The organism is Pseudoalteromonas sp. LC2018020214, assembly GCF_016598755.1.
In the GTDB taxonomy this organism is placed as follows: Bacteria; Pseudomonadota; Gammaproteobacteria; order Enterobacterales; family Alteromonadaceae; genus Pseudoalteromonas; species Pseudoalteromonas distincta.
Genome location: NZ_CP066804.1, coordinates 3496984 through 3509435, shown reverse-complemented (window position 1 = coordinate 3509435; position 12452 = coordinate 3496984). Strand labels below are relative to the sequence as shown.

At 40.3% G+C, this 12452-nt stretch carries 11 protein-coding genes; 6 read left to right on the top strand and 5 right to left on the bottom strand.

What is annotated here, in order from left to right; translation table 11 throughout:
* The first annotated feature begins 8 nt into the window (after nucleotides 1-8).
* A complete protein-coding gene (locus JG479_RS15705; RefSeq protein WP_024596107.1) occupies nucleotides 9-1040 on the top strand; it encodes a protein-glutamate methylesterase/protein-glutamine glutaminase in 1032 nt (343 codons plus the stop codon).
* Here JG479_RS15705 and JG479_RS15700 read toward each other — a convergent pair.
* Nucleotides 1030-2067 (bottom strand): polysaccharide deacetylase family protein, encoded by a 1038-nt coding sequence (locus tag JG479_RS15700; RefSeq protein ID WP_200219630.1) that lies wholly within the window; start codon nucleotides 2065-2067, stop codon nucleotides 1030-1032. The two genes, JG479_RS15705 and JG479_RS15700, sit on opposite strands and share 11 nt — an antisense overlap.
* 42 nt (nucleotides 2068-2109) lie before the next feature.
* On the opposite strand from JG479_RS15700, the gene JG479_RS15695 reads away from it, so the two are divergent.
* A complete protein-coding gene (locus JG479_RS15695; RefSeq protein ID WP_200219629.1) occupies nucleotides 2110-3381 on the top strand; it encodes an MATE family efflux transporter in 1272 nt (423 codons plus the stop codon).
* A gap of 9 nt (nucleotides 3382-3390) precedes the next feature.
* Here the strand turns inward: JG479_RS15695 and JG479_RS15690 are convergent, their stop codons facing one another.
* The gene (locus tag JG479_RS15690; RefSeq protein WP_200219628.1) at nucleotides 3391-3660 is read right to left on the bottom strand and encodes a hypothetical protein; all 270 of its coding nucleotides are present in this window, start codon (nucleotides 3658-3660) and stop codon (nucleotides 3391-3393) included.
* 9 nt (nucleotides 3661-3669) lie between these two features.
* A complete protein-coding gene (gene nfuA, locus JG479_RS15685; RefSeq protein ID WP_002959571.1) occupies nucleotides 3670-4245 on the bottom strand; it encodes a Fe-S biogenesis protein NfuA in 576 nt (191 codons plus the stop codon).
* 146 nt (nucleotides 4246-4391) lie between these two features.
* Between nfuA and JG479_RS15680 the strand changes: the two genes are divergently transcribed.
* Nucleotides 4392-6947 carry a M14 family zinc carboxypeptidase gene (locus JG479_RS15680; protein WP_200219627.1) on the top strand — a complete coding sequence of 852 codons (2556 nt, stop codon included), beginning with the start codon at nucleotides 4392-4394 and terminating at the stop codon, nucleotides 6945-6947.
* 223 nt (nucleotides 6948-7170) lie between these two features.
* Here the strand turns inward: JG479_RS15680 and JG479_RS15675 are convergent, their stop codons facing one another.
* Nucleotides 7171-7848 carry a ComF family protein gene (locus tag JG479_RS15675; protein ID WP_002959566.1) on the bottom strand — a complete coding sequence of 226 codons (678 nt, stop codon included), beginning with the start codon at nucleotides 7846-7848 and terminating at the stop codon, nucleotides 7171-7173.
* 74 nt (nucleotides 7849-7922) lie between these two features.
* On the opposite strand from JG479_RS15675, the gene bioH reads away from it, so the two are divergent.
* The 3 genes from bioH (at nucleotide 7923) to JG479_RS15660 (ending at nucleotide 9918) form a co-directional block, all read left to right on the top strand.
* Nucleotides 7923-8660 carry a pimeloyl-ACP methyl ester esterase BioH gene (bioH, locus tag JG479_RS15670; protein ID WP_200219626.1) on the top strand — a complete coding sequence of 246 codons (738 nt, stop codon included), beginning with the start codon at nucleotides 7923-7925 and terminating at the stop codon, nucleotides 8658-8660.
* A 90-nt stretch (nucleotides 8661-8750) separates the two neighbouring features.
* The gene (locus JG479_RS15665; protein ID WP_002959563.1) at nucleotides 8751-9059 is read left to right on the top strand and encodes a hypothetical protein; all 309 of its coding nucleotides are present in this window, start codon (nucleotides 8751-8753) and stop codon (nucleotides 9057-9059) included.
* A 4-nt stretch (nucleotides 9060-9063) separates the two neighbouring features.
* Entirely contained in the window at nucleotides 9064-9918 is an 855-nt protein-coding gene (locus JG479_RS15660) for a putative metalloprotease CJM1_0395 family protein (protein ID WP_138489779.1), read from the top strand.
* 72 nt (nucleotides 9919-9990) lie between these two features.
* On the opposite strand, the gene JG479_RS15655 is transcribed toward JG479_RS15660, so the two are convergent.
* The gene (locus JG479_RS15655; RefSeq protein ID WP_138489778.1) at nucleotides 9991-12318 is read right to left on the bottom strand and encodes a Tex family protein; all 2328 of its coding nucleotides are present in this window, start codon (nucleotides 12316-12318) and stop codon (nucleotides 9991-9993) included.
* Between the last annotated feature and the right edge of the window lie 134 nt (nucleotides 12319-12452).

Sequence of the window (12452 nt, the reverse complement as noted above, 5' to 3'; positions counted from 1 at the left end):
GAGTATGCATGATTAAAGTATTAATAATTGACGACTCCCCTTTAATTAGGCGTTTACTCACTGAAATATTACAACAAGCTAAAGACATTACAGTAGTGGGGAGTGCTGAGGATCCCTATGAAGCTCGCGAAATGATAAAAAAACTCAGTCCTGATGTATTAACGCTCGACGTAGAAATGCCAAAAATGGATGGTATTAGTTTTTTAAAAAACTTAATGCGATTAAGACCAATGCCAGTAGTGATGATTTCAACACTGACACAAAAAGGCTCTCCTATCACACTAGAAGCACTCGAATTAGGGGCTGTTGATTTTATAGCTAAGCCCACTAATAACGTAAGAGAGCAATTGAGCCAATATGCATCACTTGTCCAACAAAAGGTGCGAATAGCTGCTGGAGCAAGAGTAAGAAGCTATAAAAAAACGGTCGTCACAAATGAGCCTATTAATACTCATTCTCAGTTTTTACTTAATAAAGTAATTGCGATAGGTGCTTCAACGGGGGGGACTGAGGCTATAAAAGAAGTACTTATTAAAATGCCACAAAATTGCCCGCCAATTGTAATTACTCAGCATATTCCTCCAGTGTTTAGCGCTTCATTTGCTGAGCGAATGAATCGTACATGCACGATAAATGTGAAAGAAGCTGAACATGGCGATAAGCTTAGCGCGGGCTGGGCTTATATAGCACCGGGTGGGTTTCATTTAAGTATTAAAAAACGAGGTGTTAGCTTATATTGCCAGCTTGATGATGGCGAGCCGGTGAACAGACATAAACCTGCGGTAGATGTGTTGTTTAACTCATTAGTTGAAACTGGGGCTAAAAACGTAGTTGCAGCCATACTAACAGGAATGGGGAGTGATGGCGCAAAAGGGTTACTTGCACTAAAACAAAACGGTGCACATACCTTGGCTCAAGATGAGTATTCGTCTGTGGTATGGGGTATGCCTAAAGCAGCTGCTGAGCTAAATGCAGCTGACGAGATAGTTGCGCTGGATAAAATAACCCAGCGGCTTTTACATCAGGCTGTTAAGGTTTAGATGCTTCAATTACCCAAGGCTGCGAAAACCAAAAGTAATCACCAGGGCTTGAAATAGAAGGGGCCGTGCAATTAAAACGAGAACGCCCTTTATTAAGCACCTTTGGTGAGGTGATTTCGACAGTATTTTTAGTTATCCATTTTAAATCTGCTTGGCCTACGCTTGATACATAACAGGCAAATTGGCTCTTATGAAAATCACCCATCTTAAATTCAATTGTGAGCGTGGGTGGATTCTGCTGTGTAACGCTATCTTGATAAGTTAAATTGGTGATATTAAACGCGCGTGAGTTAAGCTTAGTAATAAGAGTTTCTAGTTTGCTGTAAAAGCCTGATGCAGGAAAACGCGGCAAGCGGCTAAAATTAGAATCTTTATTTACAGCGCCTGAGTGCTGGCCAATACCCACAAAGCCAAGCTCTGTCACGAGTGCTTGCAGCTCGTTATTAAACTCACCATACGGGTATGCTAAGTATTTATAGTTGTGGCCTATTTCTTCTTTTATGCGCTTTTGAGAGTTAAGAATATCTTGCTTAATACGTGAGTGCCATTGTGCATCGGTTTCGTTTTCAAGCTTAAGGTGTAAGTAATCATGTTGTCCGCTATGATTGGCTATTAATGCCCCTTTTTTAGATAATTCTTTGAGCTTATCCCACCCCATTACGTAACTCATACCTTCGTCTATTAATTTGGGATTTACAAAGATAGTGTACGGGTAGCCAAACTTTTCTAAAATAGGTGCAGCTTGTTCATAGTTATTGTTATAACCATCATCAAAGGTGATGGCGAGTGTTTTATCAGGTAAAGTTTCACCTTGTTGAAGCGCCCTAATTAACTCATTAAGAGGAATAACGTTAAAGTTGTGCTCTTTTAAATAGCTTAAATGCTCCGTAAATGTATTTGCGCTAACGCTCGTGACAGCGGGTAGGGTTTCACTAACATGATGATACTGTAAAATAACGGCTGCTTGAGCCCGCACAGATACACTAATGAGGATAAATAACACTAAATGAAACAATTTCTTATACATAATAAGGCACACCATAAAAGCTTGCTGTTGTTAGCGGGTCCGATGATACTATCAAATATCACAGTGCCGTTGTTAGGAATTGTTGATACTGCTGTAATTGGGCACTTAGGAAGCGCTCATTACTTAGCTGGAATTGCCCTTGGCTCTGCAGTTATATCTATTTTATTTTGGCTTGCTGGTTTTTTAAGAATGAGCACCACGGGACTCGTGGCACAAGCATACGGAAAAAACGATTTAACCCAACTTGCCGCTTTACTTAAACGAAGCCTATTGCTTGCAAGCGCAGTGGCCGTGCTATTAATTGTGTTATCCCCATTAATAAAGCACGCGATTGCTTACCTCTCCGCAGCTAATGGCGACGTACTTAACCAAGCTTATCAGTATTTTAGCATTCGTATTTTTAGTGCTCCAGCAGCATTATGTAATTTAGTGTTACTGGGTTGGATGCTTGGTGTGCATTATGGTCGAGGTCCATTTTATTTATTACTCGTCACTAATATCGTTAATATAGTGCTCGATATTTATTTTGTTGTTTATTTAGATTGGGCAGTTGCAGGCGCTGCATGGGCGTCACTTATTGCTGACTATACAGCACTAGTATTTGCACTGTTTTTAGTGGCTAAACTAGCTAAAAAACAAGACATTGATCTAAATGTACCGAACTGGTTGAGTATTAGCAAAATGGCTGAATTATTGAGTTTGAATAGAGATATATTTATTCGCTCTTTAATACTGCAATTATGCTTTAGTTTTATGACATTTTACGCGGCGCGTATAGGCGAAACCACATTAGCTGCTAATGCTGTTTTACTTAACTTTTTAATGTTGGTGAGCTTTGCTCTTGATGGCGTTGCTTACGCCTCTGAGGCAAAAGTAGGGCAAGCGAAAGGCCAAGGAAGTGTTAAGAATATAGAGCTGTGGGTTAAAATAAGCGTATTTTGGGGTATGCTTTTTGGTGTGTTATATAGCCTATTTTTTGCATTATTTGGCAACACCATAATCAAGCTTTTAACCAATGTGCCAGAGGTTATTCAAGAGGCAACGCATTATTTACCATGGATAGTAGTATTACCAATTTTGGCCATGAGTTGCTTTTTGTTTGATGGTGTTTTTGTAGGGCTTACGCGAGCAAAGAACATGCGTAACAGTATGATGCTTTCAGCTGGAGTTGGCTTTTTTGGTGTGTTTTGGGTGTTTATAGACTTGCAAAATAACGGGTTATGGCTGGCTATGAGCTGTTTTATGTTAATGCGCGGGGTTACATTAATAATTAAATATCACCACTTAAAAATAAATAATCAGCTATTAGATTAAATAAATGGTTTATTTCCAGAGATCGGGGTCGTGGTGTTTAGGGCTCATATCTTTTAAAACTTGTGAAAAACGATTAGCAAAAATACCGCAGTAGCCCCAACCGGCAAAAAATAATGCGGGGAGTAAAATTATAACGCCAATTATTTGTAAGCTGTAGTGGGTGTAATACCCAATAGATATGAATATCACGGCTAGCACAAACAGTGCTAAGCCGCGAAAAAAGCGCTTTAAGCTCAGCTTAGGATTGCTCCCTAAGCGATAGATAAGCTGCTTTAGCATTTACAAGGCCTAATAGTAAGAGTGATCGCCCGCTTCGTGTTCTGTTATATCAGCAACACCGGTGATTTCTTCAAACTTAGCTATCATTTCTTTTTCAATGCCTTCTTTTAGTGTTACATCGATCATAGAACAACCGTTACAACCACCACCAAACTGAAGTATAGCTATACCTGCAGCTGTAATCTCAACAAGGCTTACTTGACCACCGTGGTTAGCAAGTTGTGGATTTACTTCGGTTTCTAGCATGTGCTGTACACGTTCGTTTAACGATGCATCGTCACCTATTTTACGCGCCTTTGCATTTGGTGCTTTTAGCGTTAACTGAGTACCCATTTTGTCGGTAACAAAATCGATTTCAGCTTCTTCTAAAAACGGAGCACTTTCTGCATCTACAACGGCATCAAAACCGTTAAAGTTTAGGCGAATATCGCTCGCTTCTACAGCGTCTTCTGGACAATAAGACACACCACATTCCGCTTGTGATGAACCAGGGTTTACAACAAACACACGAATATTGGTTTGTTGTGATTGATCTGCTAATAGTTTAGCAAAATGCGCTTGCGCTGTTTCGGAAATAGAAATCATAAAACCATCTATACTTGACTAAATTACTCGGATACTGCGTATCATACTCCGCTCATCGTGTTGCGGCTAGTGTTGAGCGTAAAAAGTTGGCATCTATTTTAAGCAATGGTAGCGTGCAAACAACGAACATTTTTTGAGTGATTTATATGCGTTTGGTATTAACATTAATGGTGGTGTTGCTTAGCTTTTCAAGTGTAGCTAAGCCACTTTCGTATTATTTTGAACAAGATGTAAAATTTGACCCTTCAATTCCTACTCCTGAGCAAGTACTCGGTTACGAAGTAGGAGAGTGGCACGTGAGACACGATCAGCTCGTACGTTATATGGAAATACTTGCTGATAAAAGCGACCGTATAAATTTTGAAGTGATTGGCCGCACACATGAACAACGCCCCCTTGTCATGCTAACAATTACAGCAGCTGATAAGTTATCAAGCATAGAGCAGACACGCCAAGCTCACTTAGCACGCTTAAGTAACGATGGATCAGATGCTAATTCTACAAAGCAGCCTGCCGTTGTATGGATGGGGTATAGTGTGCATGGTAATGAGTCATCAGGTAGTAACTCATCTTTGCTGGTGGCATATTACTTAGCTGCTGCACAAGGTGCTGAAATAGATGAGTTATTAAACAACACGGTTATTTTACTCGACCCTTCGCTTAATCCTGACGGACTTGCTCGTTTTGCTAACTGGGCCAACAGTAACCGAGGTATGAACTTATCAAGCGACCCTAAAACCCGTGAACATGTTGAAAACTGGCCAAGTAGTCGTACCAATCATTACTGGTTTGATTTAAATCGTGACTGGTTATTACTACAACATCCTGAATCGCGCGCGCGTATTGCTAAATTTCATCAATGGAAACCGAATGTCTTAACCGATTTTCATGAAATGGGACCAAACAGCAGTTACTTTTTTCAGCCAGGTATCCCTAGTCGTAAACACCCAATAACACCGGATGAAAATGTAACGTTAACTAAAGCGATTGCTAACTATCACGTAAAAACGTTAGATGAAAATAACGCACTGTACTTTACTGAAGAAAGCTTTGACGACTTCTATTACGGTAAAGGCTCAACTTATCCCGATGTAAATGGTGGTGTAGGTATTTTATTTGAGCAAGCAAGTTCTCGCGGGCATATCCAAGACACTATAAATGGACCTTTGAGCTTTCCCTTTACTATTAAAAATCAACTATTAACGAGTTTATCTACTTTTAAAGCCGCTGTTGATAACCGCCAAGCATTACTTGATTACCAAGCTAAGTTTTATAATCAAGCTACTGATTTAGCCAGTGATGAAAGCTTTGAAGGTTATGTAATTGAGGGCGCGGATGACAACACTCGTATTAAAGATTTTTTAGGGTTGTTGAAACAGCATCAAATAGATGCTTTTTCGCTTACTAAATCACTCAAGGCAAATGGCAACAACTATACAACCAATAGCTACTTTGTGCCCTTAGCCCAGCCACAGTACCGCCTAATAAAAGCTATTTTTAGCGAGCAAAAAAACTTTGCTGATAATACCTTTTATGACGTATCTGGCTGGACTTTAGCGCATGCGTTCAACTTACCTTTTGCAAAAGTAAAAAGCAGTTGGGGTTTAGAGGTTGCAAGTACACCGTGGCAAAAAGCGGTAAAACCTTCTTTTGCTTCACTTGAGCAAGGCTATGCGTTTGGCTTTTCGTGGGATGATTACCTAGCACCTAAAATGCTAAACAGCCTTTTAAAGCAAGGTATTAAAGCGCGTGTAGCGCTAAGCCCATTAACAGCCAAATCAAACTCAAGTGAAGTAAGCTTTGATGCTGGTAGTATTATTGTGCCAGCAGGCTTACAAACGAATAGTGATTGGGTTGGAATATTAAATAAAGCACAAAACGAGTTTGGAATTGCAATCAAGCCTATTAACTCAGGTCTTACAAGTAAAGGAGCCGATTTAGGGTCTCGTACAATGGCGGTTGTTAGCGAGCCGAAAGTATTATTGGTAGGTGGTAAAGGCGTAAGCCAGTACGAAGCTGGGGAAGTATGGTATTACCTCGATCGCTTTGTAGGTGTTGCGCCAACAATTGTTGAAATGGAGCGTTTAAACTCTATTGAACTCAGTAATTACAGCCATATAGTACTTACTCATGGTAACTACAATAGCTTATCTGATACCGATAAAGTGGCTATAAAAAGCTGGGTAAGAAAAGGCGGCGTTATCTGGGGCCATAAAGGCGGTGCTAAATTTTTAGCTGATCAGCAATTACTCAAAGCAAGCTATCTATCACGCCAAGATGTAGCAAGTGCATTTAAAACTAAAGGTTTAAGCTACGCCGATAAGGACCATTTAGCAGGACGTCAACGCATTGCAGGTGCTATTTTTAATACTAATGTAGATTTAACTCATCCGCTTACATTTTCACTTAAGCGCAATACATTGCCCGTATTCAAAAACAGTACTTGGTTGCTAGAAGCTTCCGATGCGCCATTCGTAAATGTACTTACCTACACTAAAAACCCATTATTGGCAGGTTTTACTGATGCCGTTAATGTTGATCAAGTTGCTGGTGGTGCTGGCTTAATTGCGCACTCATATGGACGAGGTACAGTAATAGGCATGACCGACGACCCTGTATTTAGGGGTTACTGGTATGGGACTAGTCGACTACTAAGCAATGCGTTATTTTTTGGTCATACGTTTCGTGCAAATGGCGAATAATACCAATTCGCTTAATTAAGTGATCTATTTTGAGGATGGAAAAACGTGTTGATAGCTAGGCAAAAAATTCGCTATTTAGTTGTTCTCGGCAATTGCTCCTGCATTGCTCTACCTTCTGCATCCATGCAGTCGTAAATGAGAATTTTTTAACACAGGTAGCAACACGCTTAGCCCCGCAAAATGATTAAGTATTATTGCGGATTGGTTTAATACTTTTTAATAATTAAATAGGCGTTAAGCAAGTTGTAAAAGCCCACACTTGTTTAGCGCCTGCTTGTTTTAGTGCACTAGTAGCTGCGTTTAATGTTGCCCCTGTCGTCATCACATCATCAACAATAGCGACTGTTTTACCGCCCATATCCTGTGTACAAATAAAGGCATTTTTTAAGTTTCTTATACGCTTTGCTTTGGATAGCTCCGACTGAGCTTGTGTTTTTTTATCGCGAATAAGAACATTACTTAGTGGGGCGTAATTAGCTAAACAGGGTTGCCATACTTGGCTTACCTGATTAAATCCGCGAGTAATAAAGCGGCTTTTATGAAGAGGTAAAATAATAAAGGTATCAGGCAAGTTAGGGCTTTGCTCAAAAAACTGCGTTAACTGTTTTTGTATAATTTGCTGCAATGCCTTTTTATAATGAATTTGATTATTAAATTTTAGCCTTTTAAGCCAATGCTCAAAGGGAGGTTGATAAAAAGCGCATGCAAATAATTTATCAAACTCGCAATTAGGAAACATCTCAATAATATCAGGTCGATGCAATAAACTCGTATGCTTACTAAAATCAAACAATGGTAAATCTTCAAGGCAATAATCACATAGCCCTAAAGAGGTCGTAATCGAGTTTTGACACTGCACGCAATAAGAGGGAAATAACCAATTTAAAACGGCTTGTTTCACAGACTCGCTCCTTGCATTGCAATCGCCTTTCTAAACGTTATGATGAGCCTAAGTTTGGTAAAGGTTAGGCAAATATGCAAAATGAGTTAGTGTTATTACATGGTTGGGGAATGAATCAGGGCGTATGGCAGTTAGTACAGCCAGAACTTGAGTTTTTATATTCAGGAAATGTACGTAGCCTTGACCTACCTGGGTTTGGTAATAGCGATATATGCCCAAGCCCTTATACTTTGCATGATGCAGCAGAAATTTTAAGTAAGCAATTAAAGCCGAAGAGCATTTTAATGGGGTGGTCGTTAGGTGGATTATTTGCACTTTATATTGCTAAGCATTGGCCTGAAAAAGTATCTAAAGTTATTTTAATAGCATCGACTCCTTTTTTTGCGGAGGCAGATAATTGGCCTGGAATAAAAGCGAATGTATTGGCGCAGTTTAAAGAGCAATTAGTTAATCATCGAGAAAAAACAATAGAGCGCTTTTTAGCTATTCAAGCAATGGGTAGCGAGTCGGCGCGTGATGATATAAAGCAGCTTAAACAATTGCTAAATCAGTACCGCGCACCCCAAAGCGATGCTCTGAGTGCTGGTTTAGATATTTTACAAAACGACGATTTGCGTGACTTATTTACTCATTGCCCAGTCCCTATTAGAGGAGTATTTGGCCGGCTTGATGCTTTAGTACCTTATAAAGCTATTAGCAAAATGTCAGCACTAAATACTGAGTTTGAATATGAAGTACTAGATAAAGCATCTCATGCACCATTTATTTCTCATAAAAGTGAGTTTTTATCTGTCGTTAAATCAATGCTTTAAAATAGAGCTAAGAATAGCGCTGTTTAAAGCTTTATTTTGAGCAGAACCTGAGCGATAATTAAACAATGTTTATTTGGTGGAGGTTTTAATATGCCAATCGGATCAGTATTTAATAGTGGTATAGAAGGGTTTAACCGAGCTAGCCAAGGTATTGAAAAAGCCAGTGCTGAGATTAACCGTGCCAGTATAGAACAACAAGATGACGCGCAATTAGCGCAGCAACGTCAGCTTACGGCAGCACGCCCTGAAGAAGCGATTACTGCACCAGTAGCACAACCAGCTCGTGTTGATGAAGCGCTTGTTAACTTAAAAGTTGAAGAATTTAATGCCAAGGCAAACACGCAATCAATTCAAACGGCCGATGATGTACTTGGCACGTTAATCGATATTAAAGTTTAGTATTATGAATATTGTCACGCCATTTCCGTCTATCAATATAAACACCGCAAATGTTTATACGGAAACCGCACGGCGTGACAACCAACTACGCGAAGTTATTCCCGCTCCCGCATCTAGTAGCGCAAGTAATACAGAAACCAAAGCGCAAAGTGATGCTGAAAAAGCAAAATTGCCAGGTAGTAGCGATGGTGCGACGTATAACGCAACGGGAAAAATAGCAGACGAAAAGTCAGTTCAGCAGCGCGATGGAAACTCAGAAAATCCTGAGGGCACTGAGCAAGAAAGTGAAGCAATCGAGAAAAAAGAATCTGAGCAAGAAGAGCTGCAATTAGAACAAGAACAACAACAAATTACAGAGCTAAAAGCACGAGATACTGAAGTACGAATACACGAACAAGCACACGCTTCTGTGGGCGGGCAATATGCTGGCTCGCCAAGCTATGAATATCAACGTGGCCCAGATGGTACTAACTACGCAGTTGGCGGAGAAGTACAAATAGATGTATCAGAAATTCCGGGTGACCCGCAAGCGACTATAGACAAAATGCAAACGGTACGCGCTGCCGCATTAGCGCCTGCAGAGCCTTCGGGAGCTGATCGCTCTATTGCTGCAGATGCTACGCAAAAGCTAGCAGCGGCTCAAGCTGAGCTTGCACAACCTGAAAAAGAAGACGACGAAGACGCAAAAAGTAAACTTGAAGCGTCATTCTCTAGCGATGAAAGCAGCGATACAAAAACAGCTAAAAGTGATGAGCAAACACGTGATGCCGATGTTGAGGCACGGGCGGGGCGTATTGCTAATTTTTACCAAATGGCTACATCGCCAGCGAGCCAAAGTAGTTTTTCAGCGTTAAGTTAATAATTTAGCAAAACATAACCACAAAAAAACCGCTTACGCGGTTTTTTTCGTTTTAGCTTAGCTGTACAAGTATTATTTTTTCACTTTAGCATTAGCGAACGCATCGGCAAATGCATTACCCATTAACGCATTACCGTTGTCACGTTTAGGCTTTGCAGCGCGAGGTTGCGAATTATTAGCACGTGCTTGTGGCTTTTGCGTAGCTGGAGCTGCTGACTTATTACTTGTGTCAATATCGTCATCTAAGCGCATAGTAAAGCTTATGCGTTTACGTGCAGCGTCTACTTCAACAACTTTAACCTTTACAATATCACCAGCTTTAACAACTTCACGCGGATCTGATATAAATTTATTCGTGATTGCTGAAATATGCACTAAACCATCTTGGTGAACACCTACATCAACAAACGCACCAAAATTAGCAACGTTTGAAACCACGCCTTCTAAAATCATACCTGGTTTTAGGTCACTAATTTTTTCAACACCGGCTTTAAACTCAGCTGTTTTAAATTCAGGTCGAGGATCTCGACCAGGTTTATCAAGCTCAGTAATAATGTCGGTAACGGTTGGTAAGCCAAACTTTTCGTCAGTGTAATCGTTAGCAGCAAGTTTAGTTAAAAAGTCGCTGTTACCAATTAGGTTACTGACATCTACGCTATTGCGTTCACAAATGCGTTTAACAACAGGATAAGCTTCAGGGTGAACTGATGAGTTATCTAGTGGATCGCTACCATTGTTAATACGTAAAAAACCAGCCGCTTGTTCAAATGCTTTTGGCCCTAAACGTTCAACCTTTTTAAGCTCACTACGTTTAGTAAATGTGCCGTTAGCATCGCGATAATTAACGATATTTTGCGCTAATGTTTTGTTTAAACCAGATACGCGTGTAAGTAGTGGTACCGAGGCCATGTTTAAATCTACGCCTACTGAGTTTACACAGTCTTCAACTACTGAAATAAGGCTCTGGCCTAATTGGCTTTGCGATACATCATGTTGGTATTGGCCAACACCAATTGATTTTGGCTCAATTTTAACAAGTTCAGCAAGAGGATCTTGAAGGCGGCGTGCAATAGAGACAGCCCCTCGTATAGAAACATCTAAATCTGGAAATTCGTTAGCTGCAAATTCAGAAGCTGAGTAAACAGATGCACCTGCTTCGCTAACCATAATTTTACTAAGTTTAAGTTCGCTGTTTGCTTTGATAAGCTCAGCAACCAACTTATCTGATTCGCGTGATGCAGTACCGTTACCAATCGCAATTAGCTCAACTTTATGCTGACGGCAAAGTTGCTCTAACGTACGCACTGATTTATCCCAATGATTTTGTGGTGCATGAGGGAAAATAGTTTGTGTAGCTAGTAATTTACCAGTGCTATCAACAACGGCAATCTTACAGCCAGTACGAAGGCCTGGATCAAGACCTAAAGTAGTACGAGGGCCTGCAGGTGCAGCCATTAATAAATCTTTTAAGTTTTTAGCAAATACATCTATTGCACCGGCTTCTGCTTTTTCGCGCATTGCTGCAAAAAACTCATTCTCTAGGTGTAACCCTAGCTTAACTTTCCACGCCCATTGAACAACGTTTAATAACCAAGGACTTGCCGCTTTATATTTAATATCTAAACGGTAATGCTCAGCAATCATGTTTGCACATAATTGTGCTGAATTTTCAGCACTAGGCTCTGGGTTTATACTTAACTGAAGTACACCTTCATTTCGGGCTCTAAGCATTGCCAGCGCACGGTGAGAAGGTACTTTTTTAAGAAGTTCTTGATGCTCAAAGTAATCACGGTATTTTGCACCGGCTTGCTCTTGGCCTTTGATCACAGTACTTTCAATTGCGCCATTTTGGCTAATGTGGCTTCTAAATTTAGCAAGTAATTTTGCGTCTTCAGCAAAGCGTTCCATTAAGATGAATTTAGCGCCTTCAAGTACCGCTTTTGTATCTGCAAAACCTTTTTCAGCATTTACAAACTGCTCTGCTTGTTGCTCTGGGTCAAGGTTAGCATCTTTAAATAGTGCATCCGCAAGAGGCTCTAAACCAGCTTCAATTGCTATTTGGCCTTTAGTGCGGCGCTTAGCTTTATATGGTAGGTATAAATCTTCAAGTTCTGTTTTACTTTGTGCATTGGTTATATCGGCACTTAGCTCTGGCGTTAATTTATTTTGCGATTCGATTGTCGATAAAATAAAACTACGGCGCTCTTCTAGTTCACGTAAATACGATAAACGCTGCTCTAAAAGGCGTAATTGGGTGTCGTCTAGGCCGCCTGTAACTTCTTTTCTGTAGCGGGCAATAAAAGGAACAGTTGCGCCTTCATCAAGTAACTTTGTTGCAGCAACAACCTGTTGCTGCTGTGCGTTTAACTCACCGGCTAAACGTGCAGAGATATCGCTCATGCAAAAACCTTTTTATACAATAAAATAAGACCAGAAGCGTGTTACTGGCGCTGTTAATTGCTTGAATAATATCACAGGAGGTAGTAATGAAAAGCTCTTAAAGCAAGCTATTTTACTTGCTTTAAGATGGTTGG

Coding starts and splice junctions, on each gene's coding strand:
- JG479_RS15700 (WP_200219630.1), bottom strand. CDS start 2,067: ATGTATAAGAAATTGTTTCATTTAGTGTTATTTATCCTCATTAGTGTA.
- bioH (WP_200219626.1), top strand. CDS start 7,923: ATGCAAAATGAGTTAGTGTTATTACATGGTTGGGGAATGAATCAGGGC.
- JG479_RS15665 (WP_002959563.1), top strand. CDS start 8,751: ATGCCAATCGGATCAGTATTTAATAGTGGTATAGAAGGGTTTAACCGA.
- JG479_RS15680 (WP_200219627.1), top strand. CDS start 4,392: ATGCGTTTGGTATTAACATTAATGGTGGTGTTGCTTAGCTTTTCAAGT.
- JG479_RS15660 (WP_138489779.1), top strand. CDS start 9,064: ATGAATATTGTCACGCCATTTCCGTCTATCAATATAAACACCGCAAAT.
- nfuA (WP_002959571.1), bottom strand. CDS start 4,245: ATGATTTCTATTTCCGAAACAGCGCAAGCGCATTTTGCTAAACTATTA.
- JG479_RS15655 (WP_138489778.1), bottom strand. CDS start 12,318: ATGAGCGATATCTCTGCACGTTTAGCCGGTGAGTTAAACGCACAGCAG.
- JG479_RS15690 (WP_200219628.1), bottom strand. CDS start 3,660: ATGCTAAAGCAGCTTATCTATCGCTTAGGGAGCAATCCTAAGCTGAGC.
- JG479_RS15705 (WP_024596107.1), top strand. CDS start 9: ATGATTAAAGTATTAATAATTGACGACTCCCCTTTAATTAGGCGTTTA.
- JG479_RS15695 (WP_200219629.1), top strand. CDS start 2,110: ATGATACTATCAAATATCACAGTGCCGTTGTTAGGAATTGTTGATACT.